Below are 26,683 nucleotides of genomic sequence, written 5' to 3'. Positions count from 1 at the left end.
CTATGATACTTGGTATGTTGATCCGGGCTACGCCTTATCTTTTGTACAAATGTTGTAGCACATTATTTGCACTACAATGCAACCCTTAGTTGCTACCGGGTACATCAATTATCGTAAATTGGCTTACCGATAGCTATAAAACCAAAAAAGCGCAAACCCTTATATATGGTTTGTACTTTTTTAGTTGCGAAATAACAATAAAAGAACGGGTTCCCCTTTTTATTAGATAGTTTGGTATATAACAAAATATACAATAATTTCAATGCTTTTTTATAGGTTTAAAAAGGTCTGTTTAGAGATTTAAATAGACCTTTTATCATTAGTTTTTTCTGCGTCTAAAAAGGTGTGCATTTTTAGACTATTTTATTTTGAGCCAATTATAAAATAAAAAAGCTTTACGAAACCTTTCGCAAAGCTTTTGTAACCCTCTATATTATCCGATTACTCTTCTTATTTCTTCTATATTTAATCCCGTAAACTTTGCAATATCATCCAAAGTCATACCATTCTCATACATGCTACGAATCAATTGAAGTTTCCCTTTTTCTACCCCTTCTTCTAATCCTTCCTCACGAGCATGGGCTAGTTTAGCTTGTTCATCAAGTAGCAATTTCTCACGGGCTTCATATGCGCTTCGGAATGAAGAATCATGACTCATATTTTCCCATTTATGCATCGCTTTTTGTAGAATTGGATCTTGATTCATAGCAATCTCCTCCAATGTTTGAGTTAAATGTTCATCTTCATGAGCTGGTAATAATAATATCCAACGAACGAATGCATTTTCCCACGGGTTGACTTTTTCTTCCCGCCACTGTTTCACAAGCTTTGGAATTTCCACAAAATGAATTTCAATATCATCGCTTAAAACACGTTGCTTTGTTGTGTCCCACAGTTGACCTGTCGTCTGAAATTCTTCATCTGAAGAGAATAAAATGAAATCCAATAAATTAATGGTGATGGTTTTTCGTAAAGCACGATAAGGCATCCCCTCTTGCATTTGTGACGTATATAATTTACTCCAATAATACAAAGAACGCTTGACCATATCATGCGTATTACGAAGTTGAATCTCGATATTCACCTGTGTTCCGTTACTCAATGTGGCTAGTAAATCTAAGATAGATAACTTGTCATCTTCGTAAGCCTTGTGAAGGTGTGGGTCTTCCAATTGAAGAGACGTAATGGGTGCTTCTAGAGACTTTTCTAAAACAGCGTTTAAAAAACCTGTTAAGATGTCCTCGCTACCTTTGGTACCAAATAATTGTTTAAAAGCAAAATCAATTCGTAAATTCACTAATTTTGTGGACATGAATTCCTCTTCCTATCTTTCTTATTTCTTACCCTTATTTTATAAGATAGCAGGATGTGTTTGCAAATGTTGAAAAGAAAACTAACTAGTCGTCATGATCATTAAACTAGAAGTTATTGTGGATTGATATAGTCTCAATTAGGTTACTATGGTATTCATGGTAAACAAGGTACAGCGTTAGCTCTGGCTTACCCATGAACGTTAACAGAAAGCAATGTTTGAGATTGCTTTTTATTAGATCCTTTATTACACACCTTTTTAAAACAATTTTTTTCTTATCAAACTAACTGTGCAGGATAACACAATAAATTTGTTGTATAGATACGTAGTAAGTGTTACGCCGAAAACGAACCTACGTTCTTTAATTTGATTAGCTATAATTTATTGAAATCTAAATAAAATTTTAAAAGAGGTGTTTTTCATGGTTTTAGGAATTTATCCTTATTTAGTTATGAACGGTAATGGACAAGAAGCTGTTAAATTTTACGAGAGGGCATTGAATGCAAAAGTTATTGGTGTTCAGACTTTCGGAGAAATGCCCGGAAATCCAGAATTCCCTACTCCTATAGAAGCAATAGATCGTGTAATGAATGCGCATTTAAAAGTTGGTGATACGGATTTAATGCTTTCTGATACATTCCCAGGCCAACCATACCAAATTGGATCACAAGTAACGATAGCTATCACCATAGGCAGCGTAGAAAAATCAAAAGAAGTGTTCGAAAAACTAAAAGAAGGTGGGCAAATAGAAATGCCACTTCAAGAAACTTTTTGGAGTCCATCATATGGCCAAGTAACAGACAAATTCGGTGTTACTTGGCAAATTTCAACACATATTGACGATAATGAGTAATGGATGAAAAGTTAGTTGTTTAACTAAATCCATTATTTATTGAACTAAAGATGTATACAATATAAAGCTTAAAAACAGAAAAACCACTAGGATTGGGGTGCAGTGCAATTCTAGTGGTTTTTCTGTTTAAAAATCGTTATATTCTTCTAGATCGTCATCGTCTAATGAGCCGGATATGTTTTCTAAATCTGCAATCTTTCCTTCTTTCAGTTGGAGAACCTTTGAAGGCTCTTCTTCTTTGAAGGAATCGTTTCCTACAAAATCTGTTGTTTTTGCTAATGTTTTTAAATCAGCTAATTCATTCTTGATATGTTCAAGTATTTCGTAGGTTTTTGTGTCTTCCATTTCTTTTCTTTCAGTAGATGAATCATCTAGATCACGTAGAATTAAAGATGAAATATAATCCCCTAACTTACGCGATTTAGCGTATGTAGCTAGTTTATTATAAACTTCATCACTCAATCGATTTGTCTTAATCGTAAACGCATTTTGACGCTCTGACATCCCTATCACCTACGTTGTTAGGATTTAACGGCTTTCTTCACTGCTTCTTGCTTCTTTTGAATGTAACCAATACTACGAATCTCTAAGCCAAATAAATTTAAATGGCGGCTATCTTGAGGAACCTTATGATACTTTTCTGTACGTTCTTCTCCAATTTTTTCACGCATACTATTCATGATAGCGACTTCTAGAGTAGGAGCTACCCCTCCGCAGTATACATACTTACGCAGTTTATTCGCTGGTGGTGGCGCGACATCATTTAATTTAGCCAATAAGATTTCCACATATTCTCGTAGTGAAGATTTGATTGTGCTTGTTAAATCAATGGATTCACCTGTATTCTCGTTTTTCAATACAAACTTTTGCTTGCTGTAGTTATCAAGAATAAATTGATCAAAGGCACGTAAATCTGTAAATAATTCTAGGAATTTCTCTTTACGCAATTTATCAATATGAGCTAAATACGGAATTCCTTCGATGCTTTGAAACGATTCACGGCTATTCGCAGCTTTCAACCCTTCCGGTAGAATAACGACATCAATAGATCCGCCACCAATGTCTACCATCACTGTTTCACATTCTGCATACTCATTGGCATCTTCACGATTTTCAAGGGTTAAGTCTTTTTTTAACGCAAAACGTGCGCTTTCTCCCTCTTTTAAGCACGCACTTTCTTCTACTACTACCTTTAACGTATTTTCAAAACCAGGCGTGTGCACGGTAAACGTATGGTCGCCTAAGAAGCGATTAGCCATAGCTTTTTGAGCCGCCCCAAATGTGCTCTCTTTCTTAAGGAGCCAGATTGGTAACATCGTAGAAAAATAGTCAATTTCAATTGTATTGTCTTTTTTATCTTTCGCATGTAACGCATGGTAGTATGCAATGGCAGCTAAAAAGGTGATGTATGGAATATGACTTGTAATTTTATTATGTAATTTATTAATGTGATTGTTAGCAAGCAATTGACTTGCTGCAATGTCACCTACTAAGAAATAACGCTCTTTCTCTTCACCCTCAATGGTTGTAGAAAGTAAAATGCGCTTCTTAAATTCTTCTGGAGCCGTAACAGCATCTGTAAAAAAAGAATCTGCAGCTTCTTTTTGAAGTTCAACTACATTCGTTGGAAAATCGAATAGATATCCATCCATAATGTTCATATCAACAGAGTTCCCGCAATCTTTATTAAAACGTGAAATTTTCATTTCTAAACACCTCATTTTTTAAGTTGAACTTATATTCAACTTATTTTACTTGATATAGGATAAATATTCAATATGTGGGAGCAACTTAGTTATCTACAAAACCTTACATCTATCAACAATTATTTAAATTAAGTAGAACGTTTATCTACAAACAATATTCAGATTCAATACCTTATGTACCTTACTTTATAGCTTCAACATAAAAAGAGCCTGCATCAAAAAATGATGCAGGCTGCTCTCTCTTACAACAAAATAATTCTCATGTTCATTTGCCCTTGTGAGGCTCTTTCGTTACGTATATCGATTCATAAGGAGAGTGCCGTTCGTTAAATCACAATACCTACTTGTCAATTTGGGTAATACATTTGCTGAAGTCGCTGTTACGTCTTTCAAAACCAAACCAGTCCCTTCATCAAGTTAAGTATTTAACCTTTTACAGCAGCCTCTAAAATTCTTATATTGGCTCTGTACTATCTGTTTACCACATATATATATATTCTAAAACAACTTTTTTAAAAAATTTTCCATCTTATGAATAAACGATCTTTCTTCTACACATTTTAATGTTATAAACTATAAGGAGTTGAATACAATGGCAAACAATAAAAATAGCAACACAAATGAATTGTTAGTATATGGTGCTCAACAAGCAATCGATCAAATGAAATATGAAATTGCTAGTGAATTTGGTGTAAACCTTGGCCCTGATACAACTGCACGTGCAAACGGATCAGTAGGTGGAGAGATTACAAAACGCCTTGTGCAAATGGCAGAACAACAACTTGGTGGCAGTAACATCCGATAATGTAATCATTCTAGCTAACCGTGTATGTAAAGAAGAAATGGGTTTCCATTTCTTCTTTTTTATTGTTATGTATTTCCCTCTAATTCCACCTAAAAAGAACATACGTTTGAACTTTTCTCAACACATATGATATATTCTTAATCTACATACCCTATAAAAAGAGATGAGGTAGTTACATATGAAAAAAGCTGAATTCATTGAGGCAGTTGCTTCAAAGTCAGAGTTAACAAAACAAGATGCAAAAAAAGCTGTAGACTCGTTATTTGAAACGATTTCTACAACCCTTTCAAAAGGCGAAAAAGTTCAACTGGTAGGATTGGGAACATTCGAAGTGCGTGAACGTTCAGAGCGTACAGGACGTAATCCTCAAACAGGGGAAGAAATGACGATTCCAGCAACAAAGGTCCCAGGTTTTAAAGCAGGAAAAGAATTTAAAGAAGCTGTTAAATAAAGAGCACTTATATAAAATCTCCAGAAATCCATTCTGGAGGTTTTACATGATGTTTACCTTACTCATATTAAATCTATAGGTTCTTACCTTGTTTACATAAGCAACACATCTAGGAATCAAATAAAAACGTATGAATTTCTATGTAAATTAAGCCTTACTACCAAATCTACATTCTATCTCATGCTTGAGAATTTCTGCACCTCTTGGACTTAACACAACTCCTTTTGCGTATTCACAATTATGTGGACTTACTTCACCTGTAATAATGCATTCATTATGGGGGATGTAATTCTTCAAAATAATGTGGTCTCCATCAACAAAAATTTCTATAGGATCTTTTTCTTTAATAGACAGCACCTTTCTAAGCTCCACTGGAATAACGATACGTCCTAATTCATCTACTTTTCGTACAATACCTGTTGATTTCATACTATTCGTCTCCTCTATCTTGACTAGTTATGCTTCATTATCCAAATATTCCTACATCCTAGCAGTTTGCGTGAAAACAAACAGTCTCCATCGTATTTATGTAACCCTAAGACTACTGGTTATAACCCCTGTTCATCTTGTGACCTACCTGTTATCATTTCTTCCTTCATTTATTCTTACGAATAAATGAAGGGATTTTGCTAAAGTAGTATTTTTCTACTTCATCATAAGGTACCCAAATTTCTTTTTTCTGAATAAGGTCATATACCTCATCTAAGATTTGGTCTCGTTTCTTAGGACGTAATTTAGTATAAGGGTAATAAATAGCACTTATATAACGTTGCCTTAATTCATTCGTAATCCATTCTTTTTGCTTTTGTTTTAATGCAGAAAATTTCTTATTGGTTTGGATCAGTAGCCCATTTTCATACACATGATTCTTCACAACATGTCATCCCTTTCCCTTTAAGCTTTTCTTCTAATTTGTTCTTGGACGTACTCACAACTCCGTTCATGGTCACGAGAAAAGAAATGATTTTGTTGATAATACACTTTCACTCCGCAAGAAGGACAAGCAAAAAAACCAACCTTGATATCCTCCGTAACTTCATGTGCATAAACCTCACCAATCGATTTAAACATGACCACCCGGTTTGCCTTCTCAGTTTTTGCTCTCATCTTGGTAGATCCTCCTTATTTTTATTCTACTTCCATAATAAGGGGTTAAATGCACCGGTGTAAAAGAAAACGAGCAGAGTGATTCTTTTATTCGCATAAAAAGCAACATTCCCATGCTATTTGCGCATGAGAATGTTGCTCAGATATTAATTATTTTTTATCTTGTAGCCTTTGAATTTATATCCGTATACGTTCGTAAGATCCACAAAGCTTTTATAAGAATACTTAATCGCAACTGGTGTACCAACACTTGAATTTTATCATAAAGCTTTTCAATATCTGCATTGTGCATTCTCACGCAACCTCGGCTCACGTATTTTCCAATGCTGCTTTCATTGTTATTGCCGTGAATGCCGTATGTATCCACCATACGTACCGTTCGCATTTAACCCTAACCAACGTTTTCCTAACGGATTGCGAGGATCGCCGTCAGGAATATGTCCTATATAATAAGGACGATTTTTAATCTTGTTCACTACTTTAAAAAAGCCAACGGGTGTTTTATCCCATGTTTTTCCCGTTACTACTGGATCAACATATCGAATTTTAATTTCCATTTTATCCGACCTCTCTTTTGTAGTAATGCTCTTTCCCCTAAAAAGAGAGAAGAGCATAAGGGGTTTTTGCTATCACACGGGGTGATAGGCTAGGCAGAGCCTAGCAAAACCGTGATATCGCGAAAACCTCTAAAGTGTGAACCTACTGTTGACCTAAACTCTCCTTTGTGAACCTACTGTGAACATAAAAAAACAGTGATGTGAACCTGCTGTTAACCTCAAAAAAACACATGTTGACCTACTGTTAACATGTGTTTTTTCACTTCATGGCTAAATCTTGTTGCTTTTCATTCATTTTTTTCATCTTTTCACGTAAAGTTTTCTGCTTATATTCATGAAGCTGAATGCTTTGACCCTCAAAGTGAATCTTTTATATCCCTGTTTCTGTTTCTCTATTCTTTTGATACAAATTAAAGGCATGTACTTTTCAAATTGAAAACATTTCATTAATTCACTAAATAACTTTTTAAAATTTTATGATCATCCTAATATACAATTAAACAATTAGATTTTCTTTTTTCTGCTGCAAGAATCTAACTCTAACTCTTTTAAAACCCAAGTTAATTATCACTAATTTAGACTAAAATAAATTAAAATTAATTCAATAAAAAAGAAGTTTAATTTAATTAAAATACAGCATATCAACTTGTCTGATTAAAAGCTACCGAGTCTATATTCTTTTACATTCAATTAGTAATTAATTAATTTAAACTAATTCCAATTAGGTATATACAGACTAAATGCACCAATAAAAGCTGACTCTACTAAAGTAATGTTCATTCAAATAAAATAACTAATCCAGATTCAATTGAGTCTGGATTAGTTTTCACAATTGGACAAAATTAGGGAAATCTCTCCTTAAGAAAAGATCATTCCCTGAGTATAGGGAGGATAAAGCCCTATACTGGATTTATTATAGTTTCGTGGACACGATTTAATTGAGTCCCTATAATAATCTTTGAGAGGAGGTGTGGGAAATGAACATAAGTGGACAGGCAGAAAATAAAATGATGACTTTAAGAAAACGATTATGTATTTATATCATGCTGGAAACTTGGTTAAAGAATCAAGCAGCGAATATGGTGATCAGAAGTAACAATTTATAATTGCGTGAATGTATTAACATATTTTAATACAGAGGAATGCTCTCTAATACCTAGAGAATTAGCTAAGATTCATTAGAAAACCTCTAGCTAAAACAAGAGCTAGATATTCAAAAAAAAAGACTATGGTCATATTCACGAAAAAGTAAAATACATTCTAGCGTTTCAAAAAATTATCAAACCTCTCTAAACAATGGTTGCCTGAAATTAAGTATGTCCCTATGATATGAGGCGGTTGGTGCTGTTTAACATCTTCATTAAATTCACACTAAAGAAATTGTGTGCTATTTTTTCTCGTTTAATCACATCAGAGTTGATCATTGAAGCACTTCAAAAAGCTTACACTGCCCAAAAGTCCTGAAAGGGATTACCTCTTCGTAACGATTTCGGTTCACAATACATAAGTGGTGAGTTTACTCAGCATGTACACAAATACGAGATAAAGCATCTTTTCAGCCAAAAAGACTGCTTTTATGATGATGCCTCCATAGATATGTTTCACACCATATTACAGAAGAAGTGTATTATCTAAACAGAATCAACAGTAGTCTCAGCTATTAAACTCCTCAATAGATTGAGGATCAAATGAGAAAAATAACTTAACACATAACTTTTTTGCTTCTAAATTATTGATTTAAATCCAATAGTTAAACTTAAGGTTAACTCAAAACCATCTCGTTGCAAACAACTCTAATTTAGTTGAACTTATAATAAAATAAGTCAAACTAAATTAAAAGGGCACTAAAGAGCCGTTTAATTAAAATGCAATTAAGTTGAACTTAATTGCATTTAGTTGAACTTAATTGCATTTTAATTAAACTTATTGTAATATTTTAAAAAACTATAAATTCATTTATAGTTTTTTAAAGGATTCAGTTCAAATTTAATTGAACTACATAACGTAAAATATAATAAATCTAATTCAGTTAAGTGTAAAATCTGCTAGAATAATAAAGACAAGGTTCAAAATAAGTAGCATTTAATTAGTTAGGACCAATTAAGTTAGACTTAATTAAGTTATTAAAAATATTCCATATAAGAGGATACTAACTCAGTTAGATTAATTCGTTTGTGAAGGAGGTACAATTATGAGCGAAGAAACAATGGTTATTTCAGAAGTTGCTAGAAAATTTAATATAGAAAATCATCAATTACGGGACTGGTGCGAAGTCGGGTTAGTACGACATAAAAGAATTGGAAGAATAAGATACATATTTACTGATGAAGATAAAAAAATTGAGAAGATTATTGAACTAAAAGAGAAATTCGGAAAACATGCACCAAATGAAATGATTCGTGAAGAATTAATTAAAGCAAATTTAATGAGCGAAGAACAAACAAAAATTATTAACAAGGATTTAGAGGAAGAAGATACAAACGAAAACTCCTTTAAAGAAGCATTTTTATTACTTGCTAAAAAAATAGAAGAAATGGATAAAAAAATGGAAAAGAAAGAACAACTAACGCTTCCATCTGAAAATTTGGCAGAAAAAAAAGATGTTATAGAGATAAAAGAACAGATGAATAAACTTGAACAAGACAATCAGCGTTTAAAAGAAGTGAATGATCAATTACTTAAAAAATTAGATTCTATCCATTCAGCTATGACCGAAATTCAAAAAGAACAAGGAAAAAGCATATGGAAAAGAATGTTCACAAAATAATAAAACAGCTTCTAATTACTGACCAGTAATTAGAAGCTGTTTTATTGTTTTTGTAGCAGTTGTCAGAGAGAGTTTTCTTAATACCTTCAACAATAAATTCATTTAAATATAGATAGGATTTTCACCTCATAAAAGATGTAAAACTAAATCTTTTGAGATATATTACTAATTCTTATTGAATTATGAGATTAATTAACGCTATAATAAAACTAACAAAAATGACCGGAATAGAAAAAAGACTTCAACTGTTTAAGACGTGTTGGTAGCACTCTTAAACCGTTCCCCCTAGTAACAGTAGGGAAAACACTTGTCGAAGTCTCTTGTTAATAGAGTTAGTTTTTCTACAAAATAAAACTTATGGTTTTATTTTATATGAAATAGCTATCTATTTCAAGGGCTTAGTTCATCAAAATCACGACATTGTTTTCCTTTTTCCAGGGAAACAGTGTCTTTTTTTGTTCCTTAAAGGAGATAATGAACAAATGACAAAAATATTGACCTGCTATTTAAAAGATGTAGACACCTTCAACGGACGGTTTAAGTGGTTATGGAAGAACAAATCCACACTTCGGAAAAAGAAAGAAGAGTTTTTGAAAATTATTCGTACTCATTATAAACAGAACCAATCAGCCATACATAAAGAATTTCCTAAAAAAAGAATGGAAATGCTCGACCATGTCATCTATAACCTAGTGGCTACAGGTATCCAAGCCATTCGTTCTGAAACGCTCATGAAGAAATTTAAAGTTTCTAAAAGTACGGTTTCTCGTTTTGTACGTTCGTTAAAAGCGACACCGTTTGTGCTTGTAGCACGATACATTAAAGAGGATGCAACAGGTACTCATCCTGATAGCTATGTATTTATTCTTAAAAGCCATAAGAACTTTAATCACATTTGCGAAGAAATCTTTTTTGCCCATGATACAACAGGTATACAAACGGTCCAACAAGAAGAAATGACAACTCCTGTGACGCTTCCTGTGATGTATCCTAAAATTGCTGAAAACGTTGATACAACAAGCTTAAAGGCCGATAAATCACCTGATGCCTTTATTAACCCTGATTTACCTATAAATCATATAAATAATCATTTAATGTCTGCTTCACAGTCATTTACTTATATCAAAGGTGTTCCTAAGAAAGTCAATCAAGTCTACGCAGGTAAGTATGGTCATCAATTAAAAGACTTTTATGCTCGCATTCAAAATGCTGCAAAAACGGTCAAACGAGATACAGAGATTGATATTACCAAAGGGCAAGTACATGAAATTGCGTATACATCTATTATTGGATTAGACAAATATGTACATGAAGCTAATCATAAAGGAAAGCCTTTGTCCCTAGATAATATGTGCCAATTACTCTATAAGATTGCTAAAAACCAATTCTATCAGTTGGTTAATCATAAAAACGAGGATTATTCATCAGTATATCCAACTCATGAGGAAGTTATACATAAAGAAGAGTCATCAACAAAATTGTTTATACCAAAACATATTATCCGTAAAGAAATCTTACCGGATTGGTTAAAGGCTGAGCAGGATCAAGAGAAGGGTACAAAAAAAGTAGAAATATCTTTAGAACAACAGCTTGAAATGATTCAGTTAAAGCAAGACTTAAAACAAGAGCTTACACCAGAAGAGGAATGCTTGCTGCAGGAACACTGCTCTACGTACAGTTCATTAGAAATGGTGGAACTGAAACAAGATTTAGGACAAGCATTAACACCTGAGGAGAAAAAATTATTGCATCAACATGCTAAATTAAAGGAACCAGCTTCTTAATGTTTAAAAATAGTTAAAGTATAGCGAGGACTTGGCAGGATTTGAACCCGCAAGACGCCAAAGTTGTATAGTGTAATACGACTGGCTGCTCTGCCATTGAGCTACAAGTCCATACTCAAAGTATGCGCATAGTCTCTGTTTATATGTACGATAAGAGTAAATGCAAAGAGTAAAGAAACCCCTTATAAGCTGAATTATTATTATGACATGTTTACTTAGAACACTGTTCTAAATAATAAATAAATCTATATCTACGCAGGAGGAGAACATTATGCCACATAAAATTACGTTAACCGGATCAGCCACAGGACCATTACGAGAATACGATCGCTATGTTGCCTTTGATATGCGTGAAAAAGGGTCACCATCTGCGCCTAAAGGGTTGAAGAAGAGTACGTTTATTTCGTATACGGTATTTGTTGCAAAGAAGGCTTTTAACAAAACAGGTCTCACGAAAAAAAGTATTATGCATGAAAAAATCTTAATTCAAGGAGAACCAACATTAGACATTCCGATTGATGAATGCCCTGGTGAAGTAGGCGTAATCTGCTTCCAGATTACCGTTCTCCCGAATAAGAAAGACAAAGAAGGCAATGAATCAAACGATAAAAAAGAGGCCAAACAAGAGGCTTTTGCAGCGCAACAAGAAGTTGCTGCTACTAAACAGGAAGAAAAACCGGTAACTACTTCTCAACCTGCACCAAAAGAAGAAAAGAAAGAAACAAAAGCTGTTCAGCCGGAAGTAAAGCAAGAGCCTACAGAAGAAAAAAAGGCTGAGCCTAAAAAGAAAACACTACCGAACCAACCTAAAGGAACACAGGATCTGTTGAACTTTGATGACATTATCGTACCTGAAGCATTCTTAAAGACACGTCCAAACGCTGAAAAAACACAAAAGGTCATTGATTTTGTGAAACGTACAGGACGCTTAGATGAGCCATTGACGATTGAAAAAGGATCGAATGTCTTAAAAGACGGTTACCGTCGTTATGTTGTAGCTAAAACCGTTAAAATGGATAAAGTTCCAGTTATGTATGAATATCAAAAGTCGTAATGTATTTCCTTGAAGATGACCTATTGCAAGGAGATTTGTGAAGGAAAGCATCATTTATCCATTACCATAGGATCAAGACATTGCAGAAATAGAGGCTTCTTTTCGCATCCAATTGCCCAATGCCTATAAAGAATTCTTGAAACACTATAACGCATGTACAGTAATAGATTCTACACCATTAACAATCATCAATAAGAGATGTCAAATTGAACGTTTTTTAGGCATTATTAAAAACTTCAGTGAGCATCCTTATGGTGTGTATGACATTGGTTGCTGCGAAACTTCTTTAGGAGAACAAGGCCGGAATTTTTATGATGAAGATCTCATTGGATCTGAATTAATTCCAATTGCGAAGCTAGCATGGGGAGATTATTTATGTTTGAACTTTCACTATGATAAAAACAATCCGTCTGTTGATTTTCTAGATTACGAAGAATCATATGAGTGTGATCCAGTTACATCAAAGATTGCTGAGACCTTCCAAGAGTTTTTGAGTATGTTATTATCTAAGAATACGAAATAGCAGAAAATGCTATTTTGTAATGAGATCATCTACTCATTTTGATTTTCAATCATAAAAGAGGAAGTGTCGACATGAAAAATTGGCTTTGGATCATGTTATCCTTTGGAGTAATTTTTCTTGTATTTGTGATGAACCATTTCTTGGATAAAAGCCAACAGCAACCAAACATGATACGTAGCGTCTCACTTACAACCAGCACATCTCCTAATCAACAAAACATTGTTGAAGTAAAAAAGATGTATAAACAAACCACTGATTACTTTGATTATGAGCAAAAAGAAAAGGCTGATTCTCTTAGAATGTACTACGGACAACCTGGAAGCACTCTTAATCAATATAAAGAGCTTCAAGGAGTTCAACCTTTTATGATTCATGACGTTGATGTACATTGGAAAAGTGAGCAACATGTCATCATCAATATTATGAAAACGAATCACCAACATAAAAACAAGGTATATAAGCGATTTAACTATAACCTTAACGAGATGTAGGCTTTGGATCTATGGTTTTACATGTCTTCATTCCATGTCTTATGTATGGTCTTACAAGAGGAATAGTTGCTATCATTAGCTTTTTTATGGTGGTTTTCCGCCAGGATAAGCGAAGTTTACACGATTTGATGGCAGCTACCTATATGAAACGTGTAGAGCCTATCAAAGTAGAGAGCTCTAAACTTATTTAAAGCTTTTTTTAAAAGAGCAATGTTATATATTCAATAACCCTGTTATTTCTACTCTTTTACATTTCAAAAAGGAGAAGCTTATATGAAAAAATCAACACCTTGTCCAGGGTGTCAAAAACCTATTACGGTTGAGCATTTCGAAGATTTTTCAAGTCCTTTTACAATGAAATGCCCACATTGTCGAGAAAAACTGAAGGAAACCAAAATGACCCCGTGGTTATTGTTATTAGCTGTTATTATCATTCCTTTATTGGTTTACCTAGGAATTGCGGTTAAAAGTTTCATGTCCGGCCATTTTCGTGTTGTTGAAAAGGTACCAACTATGATTGTATTTATGGCTTTTTGTTACCCTTTGTATGCCTTATATGAAGCTTATAATGCTGTTATTATCTTTAATAAGGGAAATTTACAATTAAAAAAACCTAATTAATCTTTTATCTCTTTTCTATGAATATCTCTTTAGTAATATCAATACTAGAGACATGTATTTTATTATTAGTGGATAAATTTAAAATATTTTATATTTTTTACCTTCCTCTTCAATCATGTTATCATCATTTGAGGAGCTATTTAGATAGATAAAGTGTTAATTTACAAGAAGGGAAGAAATATAAAGTGGATCAAGTAACAAAACCAGCAGGATTTTGGATACGCCTATTAGGAAATCTGTTAGATGGCATTATTGTAAGTATTCCTTTGGGGCTTATTGGCTTTCTTATTACAGGAGACTTTGATGGTGAAGATCCCATTACCTCACTCATAGGTTTCATCTATGCGGTTGCTGTACCTATATTATGGTATGGATATACTATAGGGAAACGAATTGTTGGAGTTAGAATTGTCAAAGTCAATGGAAAGAAACTTGGAATTGGAGCAATGCTATTACGAGTTCTTGTAGCCGGCATTGTTTACGGTCTTACATTAGGTATTGCGCTAATTGTGAGTGTATTCATGGTGGTTTTCCGTAAAGATAAAAGAAGTCTTCATGACATGATGGCAGGCACGTATGTTACATATTCAAAGCCAGGTGAAATAGAGGATAAACAAGCATTTGTCGATTAATACTTAATCTACAATAGGGTGAATTGTAACTTATTACCTTTTGTTGTTCCAGATACAGGTAGCAAATTGAGAATGTTGCCATATTCAATAGTAAAGATACTTTTGATAGAATAATATGGAAAGTTAAACTTTCATTTCGTTTGCAATACCGAATACCCTCTGTTTCTAATCTAATATTCGGGACGATTTAAAAATCCTACACCTCAGTGTGTAGGATTTTTTCTGTTTGTCACCTATCGTGTATAGGTAATTCTACGCTACATATAAGAAAATTTCTAAAAAGGTGAAGAGGATAAATGTCGATTATTGAACATACTTATTACTTTCTGTTTTATATCCATACAAGTAGTTCTTTTTCTTTGGCATTTAAATGTCCACCTAACCGTTTTTCAAAATCAGAGACTAATTCTGCGAAACGAGGACTATTTTCCATCTACATACCTCCTGTGTCATCCATATTATAAGATATAAAAGATATATTTTATATGAATCTTTATACTTGTTTTTCCACTTCCCAGGAGTTTTTAATCATATTTACAACAAAGACCGCCCATTACGTATCAGTTTATAAGGCGGTCTTAACTGTATTCATGCTATATGTTTATGACCAAAATATCGACACTATTCTAAAAAGACGTCAGGTAAAAAAGGCGATCGCTAAAATCGCTGCCACACAAGCTAAATAGATATTCCCACTCCAATCCCTCTTTTCCTTTTCATTTACCGCATAACTATTATAAGAACCTTCAATCGGTTCTATTTTTAGTTTTCGTTGTAATGCTACTTCTTTACCTGAAATCAAGTTTGATTCCTCCATTGTTTGATAATTGTAAGGTAGGAAACGTCCTTGTTCGTCTCTCAATCGGTTGCTGACGTCTTGCAGGCCCTGCTGCCTTTTCACTGGTAGAAGGCTGCTGTTTGGATTGAATAGTTGCTTCTGACATTGATTGGCCATCTGTTGATGTTCTAAGTATCGTAGAAGTGTTTGTAGCCGTTCCTTTTCGCTCAAGGTCATCATGTTCTCCTCCTCCTTTCTCTTCGATGTTGGGCTCTTGTTCCATCCATAACTGGTGGGAAGAAGGCTGCCATGGAGAGGAGGGGAGAGGGACGTCATTCATTTTATACTGATTCATTAATGCTAAGAAAACAGGATTGTGCGCTGCAGTAAAAAGCGCACACCTCATAATTTGATTTCGATCTAATTCTGTAGATTGAAACAGACTATCTACATATGTACGATACATAGAATGGTAACGCACGGTTGGTCGATAGGTGTCAACTTGATTTTTCGACTTCTTATTTCTCTTCATACGCGTTTTTCTCTTTCAAGATGACCTCTAACATCTGTTTTCCTTCTAGCGTTAAATAGACGTCTTTTCGACTTAGTAGCGAGATTGCTAATTCTTTTGTCATTTGATTCGCTCCATTCCTAATAGTTTAAGTTGACGTCTCTTTCTGACGTCTTAATTTATGATATGAACTACTGCTTGTCCTATATGTAACTTTTTTTCTAATGATTAAAAAAGTTACATAATGTCCATACTTCTTCTTAAAGGAGATGGCTGTATGATTCTAGGCTTAGGAAAGAAGCGAACAAGATTTGGAAGATGGTTAGATAATCAAGAAGATATTAATCAATTAGAACTCGAAAAGGCAACAAAGTTAAGTCGCCCAACTATATCTAGGCTTTGTAACGATAGAGACTACATACCTAAATACTCCACAATCTACAGAATAAATAAAGGATTGCGAAAGTTAAAGAAGGATGTAAAAGTAGAAGATTTTCTACAAATATAAATAGGAAATGCTATAATTATCTTGGGAATGATACGTAAATGTTTTATAGACTTTAACGTAGCAGAAAAGCCTACTTGTTCTTCTACAAGTAGGCTTTTCATATTCATTAAGTTCTTAAAAATATAACTCCTATTTACTTCTTATTATTTATGCTTAAGTGTTTTTAAGATTTTTCACTGCGAATAAAGTTAGATAGATAATGAGAGGAATTTCTTTTTGTTTAGTTGGTGAGAGAAATACTTAAGGTGGGCAAAATCATCCTGAGAAATAGTTGATTGTTGATTCAAAGTGTTTTTTATATTTACTAATATAAATAGGTCGCGTAATTCATGATCAGTGAAGATATCTTGAAGAAGATTTAATCGGAATAATAAGGGGAGATTATCGCAGAGTTGAGTTCCACCTTCAGCGAAAAAAATTTGTCGCCATCAATGTCCATAATGTGTGGTCATTTCTTTTTCTATTATACTGACAATTGTTATTTCAATATCAAACAGCAAGACATACGATTCAAATAAGATCTCTTTCTTCATTCACATGCTACTTCTCAAGTTGTGAACTTACTAAAAAACTCTAAAGCAAGTATTCTACGAACAGACCAAAGTGGTACAATTATTATCACAGGTGATGGAACATCTTATTCTGTTAAAAAATCGAGGTAATTATGAAAAAGATAAAAGGTATTATTGATCGATTTGAAGAGGGCTTTGCTGTTGTTGAAATTGAAGGAACGACAAAGGATTACCCTAAGAGTATTTTCCCCAAAGAAACACAAGTTGGAGATGTCGTTTATATTACAGGGGATAAAGTGAAGATTGATAAAACTGAAACAAAAAAACTGGCAAAAGAAATTGAAGATTTAATGAATGAAGTTTGGGAAGATTAAGGTCCATTACTAATGATATACAACATTATATAGATACCGCGTGATTCAAAAAGCCGAGGCTTACCTTTTCGGCTTTTTTATTATGATATGTTATGGAACTAGAAGGAGAATTTTTACTGATACCTTGTTTTATGCGTACCTGATTAGGCAAGTATAATAGACGACTTATTCCTTCTTCCCAGAAAGATAAAGTCGTCTACACCATTTTTTCATTCACTATGATTTACCCTCTCATTTCACATTTTTATTTATAAATTTATTGGTTTATATGTTTCTGTTCTAATTCGTTTACTACACCTTCCTGGCATTCATTGATGAATAAATAAGTAAGGTATGAATGTAAGTCAAATTGATTTTCATTAACAAACGTAGAAAAAATGTTTTTATGTTCGCTCACTAGTTTTACCTCCTATATGTAAGTTTCTATTTTTTATTGTCCCCCAACTAGTAATCTCTTATACATCTAAATTAACAACATATTTTATAGGAACAGCTATTTTCATCTTTCATTAACCTTATGTCATGATATTCACATTTGCTACCTGAGCTAATTTCATTATGAGTATTATCAAGGGCAAAAAAAGAACCCTTTGCTATAAAATAGCAAAGGGTTTTCAACTATAACGGAATAGGGGGAATACGTTACTAGTCTAATCGTATTTATAGATTAATATACATGGCGGTTTATATTTTATTGTTTATAAAAAGCTAATCATATGAAATGAATATCGTCTACAACTTTAGTTAACATAAAAAAATTTTCGGAATACCTTTAGATAGGGTAGTTTTTTTGATAATTAAGATGTATATTATATACATCTTAATTTACCATGGTCACTGCTCTAGAAACATATTGTCCCAAGTGAAAAAATTCATTAATTTAAAGGAGTTAGAACATGGATATGAGTAATATAGCTAAATGGATTCCTGTTCCTTATTTTCAAATTAGGCAAGATGGTACAATTCTAAATTCTTCAAATATAACTCATTCATATTTTCAATCTACCTCTAGCATATGGAATATTATTTATAAAGAAGACCGAAATAAAGCAATATTAATGCTGTCACAGATTACAAATTCTTACCCTGTAACCCAATATCTTATTTTGCAAACAAGCAACAAGTTATTTATGAATTTCAAATGTACGATCCAATGGCAGGACAGTATAGGTCATCTAGTATGCACAGAAGCCAAAAATATCAAAGTTCCCTCTGTTTTATCTGTTCAAAAATCTTTAGTAAATACTCAAAAACGTTTAGAAGAATCAGAAAAGCATTTAAACAACGTTATTAAGATATTGGATATAAGAAAACACTAAGTTTTTCTTTTTTACATGAATCTTTCTGTTCTGAGCAAACTACACGAGACGCTGTGAGGCATCAGCGAAAATCCTTACAGCAATAGAGCAGAAAAAACCTACCTCTTTGGATTGGAAAGAGATAGGTTTTTTTGTATTTTTAAGGTGTGTAAGATATACATCTTTAGTTAACATAAAACGGATTATAGGTATCTACAAAAATAAAAAAGAAAATTATTGTAATCCACCTTGTATATAATTAGGGATCTATATTGAGCTCATTAACTGAAAAAAGTATTCGGACTTCTGAGTTTTATTTAACCTATACCATGAATCTAATGTATTTGATGCGAATACATCTAATTTTTTTAATACGTCCCTCGCGAATTCTAGAGGTGCTACTCCTGAAGCAGTAATCATGTTATTATCGGATACTACAGGTCCAACCTCATACAACTTCTCCCCTTTATAGTTGGGACAGACCATTTTTGTATATTCTAAGTTATTAAGCGTATGCTTTCTAGAATCTAAGTATCCACTATTTGCAAGGGCATCAGTAGCACCACAAATTGCAGCTACAATAGTACCAAGCTCTAAAACTTCCCCAACTTTTTTCAATATAGGTTGATGAATCTCCTCACTCCATGTATTTCCTCCCGGTAGAATTAAAAGATCTTTATCCAAAAGAGTGCACTCATCAAGAGAAATATCCGGCTGTATACTCAGCCCCCCCATTGTTTTAATAATTTCTTTATTAACTCCTACTGTCATTACTTTTAAAGGGGCTAAACCTTGTCTGAAATATCTTCCTGAATTTAGTTCAGCAATTAAATATCCATACTCCCAATCTGACATTGTGTTAAATACATAAATATAAACTTTTTTAATTTGCATACTAAGCCTCCAGAACTGACGTTCTCTATATTATACCATTTCAAAGACATATATTTATAAAAATGTTAAAATATTCAGAAAAAATAGGGAGATTGAGAATTATTTGAAAGAAAACAAAATAGAAAAAGTCTGGTTCTGGTGCAAATACTTCAATTTACTTATAAGCAATCTCTAAAACTTGGATATACTGATACTATTATTCTTAAAAAGGTGTGTGATCGGTATGGAAAAGGAAAATGTATTCAAATGGAAACATTATCAGCCTGATCTTATTTTGTTAAATGTAAGATGTTACCTACGGTACAATTTAAGTTTTCGTGACTTGATAGAAATGATGGAGGAACGTGGATTATGTATTGCTCATACAACGATTATGCGTTGGGTTCATCAATATGGTCCTGAATTAAATGAGCGAGTACGACGCCATCTTAAGCTAACGAACGATTCTTGGCGGGTTGATGAGATCTATGTAAAAGTAAAAGGACAATGGATGTATCTCTATCGTGCCGTTGATTCGGAGGGAAATACGATTGATTTTTATCTAAGCAAAGCAAGAAATAAACAAGCAGCCAAGCGCTTTTTTAAGAAAGCCTTGGCTTTTTCGCACGTTTCGATACCTCGTACGATTACAGTAGATAAAAATCCTGCTTATCCCATTGCTATCCAGGAGCTAAAAAAGGAAAAAAAGATGCCTGAAGGCATCCAAATAAGACAAATTAAATATCTAAATAGTATTGTAGAGCAGGATCACAGGTTTATTAAGAAGCGCCTTTCTACGATGTTAGGCTTAAAAACGTTTCGTACAGCAAAAGCCATTATTTCTGGAATAGAGGTCATGCATATGATGAAAAAGAAACAGGTTTATCAAGAGGTGAAGTCTGTCCAAAATCAAATAAGTTTCATTCATCAACTATTCGTAATAGCTGCATAAGAACAAATCCTATAGGAATTTATAAACCTCTTTTATATAGCTTCAACCTTTGCACCAGAACCGGGTTTTGTGCATATTCAATAATCGGGCCATTATATTGAATAACTTATTATGGAAATTATAAAAAATTGAGATGATTATTATTAAGTTAAAGGGAAGTTTAGCGCGGCCATCGACCAACTAAGTGGTTGCTTACACTCAATTATTGGAAGGAAAGCTTTATCCTTTCGCGAATTCATTATACATGCTGAAATTACGAAATTCGCAAAAAAATCGCGGTAGAGCATTGGAAAGAGCATTTTAATTTTCTATAACTTCATAGAGAGGTGATTACGCATGAATCAAAGACCGTCAGAAGAAGAATATGCCTGGGCCATCGGAGAGTATATCCGGTTGGTGCCGGATGGCAACATCATCGACATTCTGCTCTCCCAGGAAAAGCAAATGACAGAACTGCTGGCATCGTTGACCGAAAGCCATGGCGCGTATCGGTATGCGGAAGGAAAATGGACACTGAAAGAAGTCGTGGGCCACATCGCAGACGGAGAACGCGTCATGACCTACCGCCTGCTCCGGTTCGCAAGAGGGGACCAGACGCCTCTGTCCGGTTTCGACCAGGAATTGTTCATGCCTCCTTTCGGATGCTGGTCAACCGCGCAGTTGGCTGAAGACTACCGGGCTGTACGGCAATCGACGATCACACTGCTGCGCGGGTTACCGGCGGAGGCGTGGTCCCGCAAAGGCACAGCCAACAACGCAAGCATTACGGCGCGTGCCCTCGCGTACGGCATTGCAGGACACGAGATTCATCACATGGGGGTTATCCGAACTCGGTATTTGAGTTAGTTATCCGGAAGATCGGGACGGAAGCTGCGCGGAAAACGCGGCTTTCGTTCTTTCTTTATGGCAGCCTCCCGCCCCGTTCATAGACAGATATGAAGAGAGGACAAGACGGGTTGAAAAAAGCAGCAGCGATTGGTTGCAGACAGGATTTTGTCTAAAAACGAAAAGCAAATAATAATCTCAAACAAGAAAAAATCAAGGCCTCTTCGTTAAGCTAACGAAGAACGAGAGCTCAATACATTATACTAATCTTTTCATGTGAAGGTAGCCGGGTATTAAAGTTAAATGTGCAAAATAACACTTAAAATAAGTGCAATTTATAGGTCAAAGTGACATGATGGGCATGTGACGGTACCCATCCATGACAAAACGTATAATAAGGTATATTATTTTTTATGGGTTTAAAAAGGTTTAGTTTTGAGAGTTAATAGACGCGTTGTCATTAGGCTATTAACTGTCTAAATAGGTGTACCTTTTTAGTCTCACAAGAGTTATAGAAAAACTTCGTATTTGTCGTCACAAAGAGTAAATATTAAAACTTTATTTTTTATAAAGAAGTTTATATATTTACTTTTTTGTATAGAGTACATTTCTTTTATATTTTCAGTTAAATATATATTTTTAAAAAGATAATAACATTGAATGTTTATAAATCTTATATTTGGTTGTCTTTAATAAAACAATTTCTTAAAAGGTAAGTAGAGGATAGGTCTGTATACCATAAGAAGTAAAAGACACCGTTTGTCATTATTAAATAAAACAAACAGTGTAGGACTTATAAGTGCATGTTCTACACATTTTAATAAGTTATTTCCTTCTATATTTTCCCATGTATGAAATAGGGTCAGGATGGATCCTTCCTGCTATTGTGGGTGGACTTGCAAGAGTTGGTATTAGTAAAGTTAATTATGGAGAAAAACTTTTTAGTGTAACAAGAGTTAAAAAATAACTAAATCTAAATTTTCAAGAAGTATGTAGACAAGAGATGGCATCAATAAATAAATTATTATTAATTGGAACAAACTCCTCAAGATGACTTGAGGAGTTTGTTCTTTAAATAAGATATGTGTAACAGAAAAGCTCCCCCTAACGCACCAGGGATTTTTTCTATTTTTCTAATGAATTATTTATCTTCTTCTTTTAGTTAGGCAAGGCAATTGTCATCTACTATATCTTCATTAAGCTCACCTTTAACTGTATTCCATCTGATAAATCTTTCATCGTGCACACTTACGATATAGAAATATCTAGTTTTGAATTTATTTATATATCTTTTTCTGCTATTTTATCTATTTCTAAATTTTAAAAATCTTCAATCAACCCTTTTTTAATGCCTTTTACTACTGCTCCTACTCGTGAATCTACATCTAACTTTCTAATAATAGAAGAAATATGATATTCTACTGTTCTTTTACTAATTGAAAGATCCATACTAATTTCATAATTCGTCTTATCTTTGGAAATTAAAAGAAGTATCTTTTGTTCCGCAGAAGTAAGGGTTTCAAAGTCCTTCGTGCTAATCTGGTTTTTAGAGAATAGTATATAGCCCATATTACTTTGACGGATAGCATTTGCTAAATCGAAAGCAGATCTTTCTTTTGTAATATACGCACTAGCTCCTGCTTTAAATGCTGCATTGTAGTATTCCTCGTGATCATAGCCTGATAAAATGACAACTTTTATTTCTGGAAATTTAGACAAAAGTTCTTTTGTTAACTCAATTCCGTTAAATTCTTTCATACGAACATCTGTAACGACTACATCAGGGGATGTAGTTGCTACAACTTCTATTAAAGACGAGGGATCACTGACTGTATCTATAATCTCAATGTCTTCTTCGCTTTCGAGTAATCTTCTGATTCCTAACATTACGAGTAAATGATCATCCACTAGTAGCGTACGTATACTCATTTTTATCCTCCCAGTCCAGTGGAATAGTAAATGTAACAAAAGTACCTTGTCCTTTATCAGAAGAAATTCTCATACTCCCATTTAATTCAGCAATTTGACGATGAATAGTTAGTAAACCAAGGTGGTTACCTTTACTAAAATCAAAGAAATTGTCTGGGACATCAAATCCTATGCCATCATCTTTTACGCTGCACTGGTAGAAACCATTCTCTTCTAAAATAAGAACCTTAATGTTTTTACCTTTTGAATGTTTAACAGCATTATTTAACAGCTCTTTTATTATTCGATAAACTTGTATTTCATGATTTTTAGAAATGATTTTGAACTCACAATTAAATTGAACATGAATTAAGATACTATAATTTAGTTCAAATTCTCGTTTTAAAGACTGTAAACTTGGCTCTAGACCCAAATCCTCCACGATGATAGGGTGGAGGTCATGACACATCTTTCGAATGTTATAAATCATTCCTTCAAGCTGATCATCCATTTCGTCTAGTAATGTTACTGAGAAATTCCTTTTTGTTTGCATTATTCTAACTTCATTCAATTGCAAAATAAGACTTTGAAGGATTTCATCGTGTAAGAAAATGGACAATCTTTTCCTCTCTTTTTCTAGAGACTGAATGACTTGGTGATTAAATTGGTTCCAGTTCTGAACTCTTGTCTTTGTTCGACGTATTTGTTTGTCATTAATATTGAGAATAGCTGCACTTGAAAGTATATCTGCTGATTCACATATTAGTTCTTTAAGCTCAATGAACTCTTTCCCTTGGAAGAGAGTATGGTTGTTTTTTTCACCTATAACAATAACACCTTGAACTAATTGGTTTATTGCGATTGGAAAACAGATTAAGTGATATTTTTCAAAATGCATATGTATGCTAGGGGTTTGATCTTCAACAAGAAGTATATCTTTTTCAAGTTTGTTTATTTCATTAAGAAAGTTAAATTGATTCATGGTTTGAAAAATGCCCGTCTCATGTAATGAATGATATATATTATTAGAATTCCACACAATGCATAAACCATTGATATCGAACTTCTGATGAATGACTTTTCCTATAATTTTTGCAAGATTTTTAGCATGTTTTTCTTTAGACAATGTTTGGAAAAGTTCAATTTCATTCAGGTCCGTGTTCTCTCTATTTTTTGTCTTCTTTTGTATAAAAGTGTTAATACCTATTTTATAAAGGAAAATAGATGCCCATGCAGATAAAAGGCCAACGCTACATATGACAAATAATTCTCTATTAGAAAGGTGCATAAATTGTTTAATTAAAATACTAAAAAGCAAAAAGTTAAGTATGTAATAAATCAATATATTAATCCACTTAGAAATTTCCAATTCAACTTCAATAATTTCATGCTTTACTAATAAGTAAGAAGTTGTCAGTGGGAAGACTATAATGCTGGGTAAACAATAGACAAAAGGTATTTGAGATTCTCCAAAAATCATTCCAGGTATTAAATTGAATAAAAAAAGTGGACCAAAGCTAAAAACAATTCCAAAGATCAAGATATATAACTGATTTCTTACTTTTAATGAATTAGTTTTTAGATGTAAAGAGATAAGAAAAATACAGCCCACAATACTAAAGAACAAGTTACCGATTAATAAAACTCTGTATATGTAAAAAAATTTAGAATGCTCTACATAACCAAGGTAATTGCAAATTAAGTACACTACAGATGACAGGGTTGAGAAAAGTAATGATGAAAAAATTATAATTTTCACATAATTAGGTTTAGTCGAAACTGGGAAGTGGGCGAAGAAACTTAGTAATAAGTAAGAGAGCATAAATACACTAATGATCTCTATAGTTTTAAAAACTGGTATATCCTGACTGGACAAAACAGAAGTAGAAATAGCAATACCAGAGACAGATGTTAATAAGAAGAAATTTTTTATCACGATGGATTTTTGTTTCTTAAAAAAGCTAAATAATCCGATGCTAAAAAATATCAAACTAATAACACTTGTTACATAAAAAGAATTTAAAGTTGCCGAATCCACAAATCTTCTAAAATCGCTTAGATATAAATAATAACCATTCGCCATAAAAATGATGATGTACAAAGTGCCTAAAGGCAAACAAATTAATAAATTATGCTTGTTCATGCTGTTGACTCCTTTGTAGAAATAAAGATTTGAAGTAGTTCATTTCTTTCTTTGAAAGCTTAAAATGTTCCTCTAAAAGCTTAAATGCCCTCATATAGTAAAACCTGGATAAGATATGACAATAATCGATAGAGCCAGATTGTTCTATGTATTCTCTTATCAACTGTCTTTTTAAAGGAGAGGTCATGATTTCTTCATCTTTTAACTTATGAAAGAATTCATCTTGTACTTCACAACTGTACTCATAAGCTTTTAAAAAAGGCAGATACGCTTTTAAATCTCGAAGATCACTTTTTTTGTCATTTAGCACGTCTGCAGCATCATTTCTCAATTGTCCAGCTATGCCTATATAATAAGTGATTTTTTTTAATATAAGTTGTGAAGGATCGATAGCTTGAGAAATTATCTCTGTTAATTTACCGGATTTTTGTTTAATCAGTTTAAAATACTCCTCTTCAGTAGGTATAACTCTTTTATTTATAGAGAAACGAAAGTGGAGGTCTTTCCATTCTCCACATCCTGAATCCATTATGAGGCTAAAGAGGCAATTGTCTTCATAAGAGTCTGATACAGGTCTGAGATAGAAGAAGCCTTTTGCCAGTAGATATTGAGAAATGAGTATAAGATATCGATCTTCATTTTGAAAGGTTGGAAGATTCGGATCATCAAGATCACATATATCATCTACTATGTCGGCAGATAAGAATATACATTCAATACCAAAAGCTTTTTCGAAATCTTCTTCTGTCATTTTTCTTCTTTTTAAAAAATAAGAGAGAGTAAGGTATAGTTCTCCCCATGAGAATCCTGAAAGTTCTTGGTTTAATAATTTTCCTCTTTTAGAGAGGTGCTTTAGAGCAAGAAGGTCTACTTCTGCTCTTCCACTTTGCTTATAGCTAGAAAGATGCTGGTTAATATGATCAATTAAATCGCTTCTAAACCCATTCATTTCCAACCTCGTTTTCTAAAACTAAACTTCTTGCATATTCATTTAATACAACTTTTTCTTCAGGTGACAGGGCATTCAAAGATGGACATAACTCATAATTTTCAAAGGTAAGATTATTTTTTTTCATCTCCATTAAAAAATTCCATAGTGTTTTAGTCATAAGAAAAACCCTCTTTCTAGAAAATGGTTATTAAACTACTATAAGTAAAAATGTACATTAGAACTATTTATTTTTCAATACTATACTTTTATGTATTTTTTTGCATATGCGGAAATTCACAAAATCTTATTGCGGTATATACGGATTCTTTATAAAAAAGCGTCTGGTAAATTAAATGTATAAGACATAGCGTCTTAATAAAAACTTTCTGGGGGAATGAAAAATGAAT

General features: G+C 33.3%; 31 protein-coding genes and 1 pseudogene. 16 read left to right on the top strand and 16 right to left on the bottom strand.

Features of this window, described 5'->3' with window-relative positions; translation table 11 throughout:
• Positions 1 to 433 precede the first annotated feature (433 nt).
• Complete coding sequence (locus tag MKY06_RS27045) at positions 434 to 1,312, bottom strand: Rpn family recombination-promoting nuclease/putative transposase (RefSeq protein ID WP_053488471.1); 879 nt, start codon at positions 1,310 to 1,312, stop codon at positions 434 to 436.
• Positions 1,313 to 1,733: 421 nt separating this feature from the next.
• Here MKY06_RS27045 and MKY06_RS27040 point away from each other — a divergent pair, with 421 nt between their 5' ends.
• Positions 1,734 to 2,165 (top strand): VOC family protein, encoded by a 432-nt coding sequence (locus tag MKY06_RS27040; RefSeq protein ID WP_029325153.1) that lies wholly within the window; start codon positions 1,734 to 1,736, stop codon positions 2,163 to 2,165.
• Positions 2,166 to 2,291: 126 nt separating this feature from the next.
• Here the strand turns inward: MKY06_RS27040 and MKY06_RS27035 are convergent, their stop codons facing one another.
• Together MKY06_RS27035 and MKY06_RS27030 are read right to left on the bottom strand one after the other, a co-directional pair.
• On the bottom strand, positions 2,292 to 2,669 hold the full coding sequence (locus MKY06_RS27035) for a hypothetical protein (RefSeq protein ID WP_053488470.1): 378 nt from the start codon (positions 2,667 to 2,669) through the stop codon (positions 2,292 to 2,294).
• Between the two features lie 17 nt (positions 2,670 to 2,686).
• On the bottom strand, positions 2,687 to 3,871 hold the full coding sequence (locus MKY06_RS27030) for an Alp7A family actin-like protein (RefSeq protein WP_029325151.1): 1,185 nt from the start codon (positions 3,869 to 3,871) through the stop codon (positions 2,687 to 2,689).
• A gap of 592 nt (positions 3,872 to 4,463) precedes the next feature.
• Here MKY06_RS27030 and MKY06_RS27025 point away from each other — a divergent pair.
• Together MKY06_RS27025 and MKY06_RS27020 are read left to right on the top strand one after the other, a co-directional pair.
• The gene (locus MKY06_RS27025) at positions 4,464 to 4,676 is read left to right on the top strand and encodes an alpha/beta-type small acid-soluble spore protein (RefSeq protein ID WP_025753343.1); all 213 of its coding nucleotides are present in this window, start codon (positions 4,464 to 4,466) and stop codon (positions 4,674 to 4,676) included.
• 178 nt (positions 4,677 to 4,854) lie between these two features.
• Entirely contained in the window at positions 4,855 to 5,127 is a 273-nt protein-coding gene (locus MKY06_RS27020; RefSeq protein WP_053488468.1) for an HU family DNA-binding protein, read from the top strand.
• A gap of 147 nt (positions 5,128 to 5,274) precedes the next feature.
• On the opposite strand, the gene MKY06_RS27015 is transcribed toward MKY06_RS27020, so the two are convergent.
• From MKY06_RS27015 to MKY06_RS26995, 5 genes are all read right to left on the bottom strand, one after another.
• Positions 5,275 to 5,556, bottom strand: a complete 282-nt coding sequence (locus MKY06_RS27015) for an AbrB/MazE/SpoVT family DNA-binding domain-containing protein (protein WP_053488467.1) — start codon at positions 5,554 to 5,556, stop codon at positions 5,275 to 5,277.
• Positions 5,557 to 5,722: 166 nt separating this feature from the next.
• Positions 5,723 to 6,001, bottom strand: coding sequence for a hypothetical protein (locus MKY06_RS27010; protein ID WP_194758136.1), 279 nt, complete (start codon positions 5,999 to 6,001; stop codon positions 5,723 to 5,725).
• A gap of 20 nt (positions 6,002 to 6,021) precedes the next feature.
• Complete coding sequence (locus MKY06_RS27005; RefSeq protein ID WP_029325149.1) at positions 6,022 to 6,234, bottom strand: hypothetical protein; 213 nt, start codon at positions 6,232 to 6,234, stop codon at positions 6,022 to 6,024.
• A gap of 157 nt (positions 6,235 to 6,391) precedes the next feature.
• Positions 6,392 to 6,604, bottom strand: coding sequence for a L,D-transpeptidase (locus MKY06_RS27000; protein ID WP_272812620.1), 213 nt, complete (start codon positions 6,602 to 6,604; stop codon positions 6,392 to 6,394).
• Entirely contained in the window at positions 6,573 to 6,791 is a 219-nt protein-coding gene (locus tag MKY06_RS26995) for a L,D-transpeptidase (RefSeq protein ID WP_272812613.1), read from the bottom strand. The genes MKY06_RS27000 and MKY06_RS26995 overlap by 32 nt, the downstream gene beginning before the upstream one ends.
• A gap of 977 nt (positions 6,792 to 7,768) precedes the next feature.
• Here MKY06_RS26995 and MKY06_RS26990 point away from each other — a divergent pair.
• The 3 genes from MKY06_RS26990 to MKY06_RS26980 all read left to right on the top strand — a co-directional run bounded on the left by MKY06_RS26990 (position 7,769) and on the right by MKY06_RS26980 (position 11,342).
• Positions 7,769 to 7,897, top strand: coding sequence for a hypothetical protein (locus tag MKY06_RS26990; RefSeq protein ID WP_255260822.1), 129 nt, complete (start codon positions 7,769 to 7,771; stop codon positions 7,895 to 7,897).
• A 1,085-nt stretch (positions 7,898 to 8,982) separates the two neighbouring features.
• The gene (locus tag MKY06_RS26985; protein WP_029321043.1) at positions 8,983 to 9,558 is read left to right on the top strand and encodes a MerR family transcriptional regulator; all 576 of its coding nucleotides are present in this window, start codon (positions 8,983 to 8,985) and stop codon (positions 9,556 to 9,558) included.
• A 482-nt stretch (positions 9,559 to 10,040) separates the two neighbouring features.
• Positions 10,041 to 11,342, top strand: coding sequence for a replication protein (locus MKY06_RS26980; protein ID WP_097812058.1), 1,302 nt, complete (start codon positions 10,041 to 10,043; stop codon positions 11,340 to 11,342).
• A 26-nt stretch (positions 11,343 to 11,368) separates the two neighbouring features.
• On the opposite strand, the pseudogene MKY06_RS26975 reads toward MKY06_RS26980, so the two are convergent.
• A pseudogene (locus MKY06_RS26975) lies at positions 11,369 to 11,453 on the bottom strand.
• Between the two features lie 160 nt (positions 11,454 to 11,613).
• Between MKY06_RS26975 and MKY06_RS26970 the strand changes: the two are divergent.
• The 5 genes from MKY06_RS26970 to MKY06_RS26950 all read left to right on the top strand — a co-directional run bounded on the left by MKY06_RS26970 (position 11,614) and on the right by MKY06_RS26950 (position 14,663).
• On the top strand, positions 11,614 to 12,396 hold the full coding sequence (locus MKY06_RS26970) for a hypothetical protein (protein ID WP_029321039.1): 783 nt from the start codon (positions 11,614 to 11,616) through the stop codon (positions 12,394 to 12,396).
• A 79-nt stretch (positions 12,397 to 12,475) separates the two neighbouring features.
• Positions 12,476 to 12,919 carry an SMI1/KNR4 family protein gene (locus MKY06_RS26965; protein ID WP_081113366.1) on the top strand — a complete coding sequence of 148 codons (444 nt, stop codon included), beginning with the start codon at positions 12,476 to 12,478 and terminating at the stop codon, positions 12,917 to 12,919.
• A gap of 71 nt (positions 12,920 to 12,990) precedes the next feature.
• On the top strand, positions 12,991 to 13,410 hold the full coding sequence (locus MKY06_RS26960; RefSeq protein ID WP_194758135.1) for a hypothetical protein: 420 nt from the start codon (positions 12,991 to 12,993) through the stop codon (positions 13,408 to 13,410).
• A 273-nt stretch (positions 13,411 to 13,683) separates the two neighbouring features.
• A complete protein-coding gene (locus MKY06_RS26955; protein WP_053488462.1) occupies positions 13,684 to 14,031 on the top strand; it encodes a hypothetical protein in 348 nt (115 codons plus the stop codon).
• A 185-nt stretch (positions 14,032 to 14,216) separates the two neighbouring features.
• Positions 14,217 to 14,663 carry an RDD family protein gene (locus MKY06_RS26950; protein ID WP_053488461.1) on the top strand — a complete coding sequence of 149 codons (447 nt, stop codon included), beginning with the start codon at positions 14,217 to 14,219 and terminating at the stop codon, positions 14,661 to 14,663.
• A gap of 637 nt (positions 14,664 to 15,300) precedes the next feature.
• Here MKY06_RS26950 and MKY06_RS26945 read toward each other — a convergent pair.
• Together MKY06_RS26945 and MKY06_RS26940 are read right to left on the bottom strand one after the other, a co-directional pair.
• The gene (locus MKY06_RS26945; protein ID WP_156322662.1) at positions 15,301 to 15,465 is read right to left on the bottom strand and encodes a hypothetical protein; all 165 of its coding nucleotides are present in this window, start codon (positions 15,463 to 15,465) and stop codon (positions 15,301 to 15,303) included.
• A complete protein-coding gene (locus tag MKY06_RS26940) occupies positions 15,452 to 15,973 on the bottom strand; it encodes a hypothetical protein (protein ID WP_053488460.1) in 522 nt (173 codons plus the stop codon). Before MKY06_RS26940 ends, MKY06_RS26945 begins: the two co-directional genes overlap by 14 nt.
• A 259-nt stretch (positions 15,974 to 16,232) precedes the next feature.
• Between MKY06_RS26940 and MKY06_RS26935 the strand changes: the two genes are divergently transcribed.
• The 3 genes from MKY06_RS26935 to MKY06_RS26925 all read left to right on the top strand — a co-directional run bounded on the left by MKY06_RS26935 (position 16,233) and on the right by MKY06_RS26925 (position 18,665).
• The gene (locus tag MKY06_RS26935; protein WP_053488564.1) at positions 16,233 to 16,460 is read left to right on the top strand and encodes a helix-turn-helix domain-containing protein; all 228 of its coding nucleotides are present in this window, start codon (positions 16,233 to 16,235) and stop codon (positions 16,458 to 16,460) included.
• 664 nt (positions 16,461 to 17,124) lie between these two features.
• Entirely contained in the window at positions 17,125 to 17,346 is a 222-nt protein-coding gene (locus MKY06_RS26930; protein ID WP_053488459.1) for a DUF3006 domain-containing protein, read from the top strand.
• An 896-nt stretch (positions 17,347 to 18,242) separates the two neighbouring features.
• A complete protein-coding gene (locus MKY06_RS26925; protein ID WP_029321023.1) occupies positions 18,243 to 18,665 on the top strand; it encodes a hypothetical protein in 423 nt (140 codons plus the stop codon).
• A 246-nt stretch (positions 18,666 to 18,911) separates the two neighbouring features.
• On the opposite strand, the gene MKY06_RS26920 is transcribed toward MKY06_RS26925, so the two are convergent.
• Positions 18,912 to 19,538, bottom strand: coding sequence for a type 1 glutamine amidotransferase family protein (locus MKY06_RS26920; protein WP_053488458.1), 627 nt, complete (start codon positions 19,536 to 19,538; stop codon positions 18,912 to 18,914).
• A gap of 223 nt (positions 19,539 to 19,761) precedes the next feature.
• Here MKY06_RS26920 and MKY06_RS26915 point away from each other — a divergent pair, with 223 nt between their 5' ends.
• A complete protein-coding gene (locus tag MKY06_RS26915; RefSeq protein ID WP_194758134.1) occupies positions 19,762 to 20,469 on the top strand; it encodes an IS6 family transposase in 708 nt (235 codons plus the stop codon).
• Positions 20,470 to 20,805: 336 nt separating this feature from the next.
• Positions 20,806 to 21,315: a DinB family protein gene (locus tag MKY06_RS26910; protein WP_053488456.1), complete on the top strand. Its 510-nt coding sequence runs from the start codon at positions 20,806 to 20,808 to the stop codon at positions 21,313 to 21,315.
• A gap of 1,299 nt (positions 21,316 to 22,614) precedes the next feature.
• On the opposite strand, the gene MKY06_RS26905 is transcribed toward MKY06_RS26910, so the two are convergent.
• The 4 genes from MKY06_RS26905 to MKY06_RS26890 are packed head-to-tail and all read right to left on the bottom strand — an operon-like array spanning position 22,615 to position 26,454.
• The gene (locus tag MKY06_RS26905) at positions 22,615 to 23,223 is read right to left on the bottom strand and encodes a response regulator transcription factor (protein ID WP_013060083.1); all 609 of its coding nucleotides are present in this window, start codon (positions 23,221 to 23,223) and stop codon (positions 22,615 to 22,617) included.
• Positions 23,195 to 25,345: a sensor histidine kinase gene (locus MKY06_RS26900; protein ID WP_013060082.1), complete on the bottom strand. Its 2,151-nt coding sequence runs from the start codon at positions 25,343 to 25,345 to the stop codon at positions 23,195 to 23,197. The genes MKY06_RS26905 and MKY06_RS26900 overlap by 29 nt, the downstream gene beginning before the upstream one ends.
• Positions 25,332 to 26,294, bottom strand: a complete 963-nt coding sequence (locus tag MKY06_RS26895; RefSeq protein WP_053488454.1) for a polyprenyl synthetase family protein — start codon at positions 26,292 to 26,294, stop codon at positions 25,332 to 25,334. Before MKY06_RS26895 ends, MKY06_RS26900 begins: the two co-directional genes overlap by 14 nt.
• Positions 26,281 to 26,454: a hypothetical protein gene (locus MKY06_RS26890; RefSeq protein ID WP_013060080.1), complete on the bottom strand. Its 174-nt coding sequence runs from the start codon at positions 26,452 to 26,454 to the stop codon at positions 26,281 to 26,283. Before MKY06_RS26890 ends, MKY06_RS26895 begins: the two co-directional genes overlap by 14 nt.
• Positions 26,455 to 26,683: the final 229 nt, after the last annotated feature.

It is taken from the genome of Priestia sp. FSL P4-0332, from assembly GCF_038005845.1.
GTDB lineage: Bacteria > Bacillota > Bacilli > Bacillales > Bacillaceae_H > Priestia.
The sequence above is the reverse complement of the archived record's forward strand: the minus strand, read 5'-3'. Positions and strand labels throughout refer to the sequence as shown.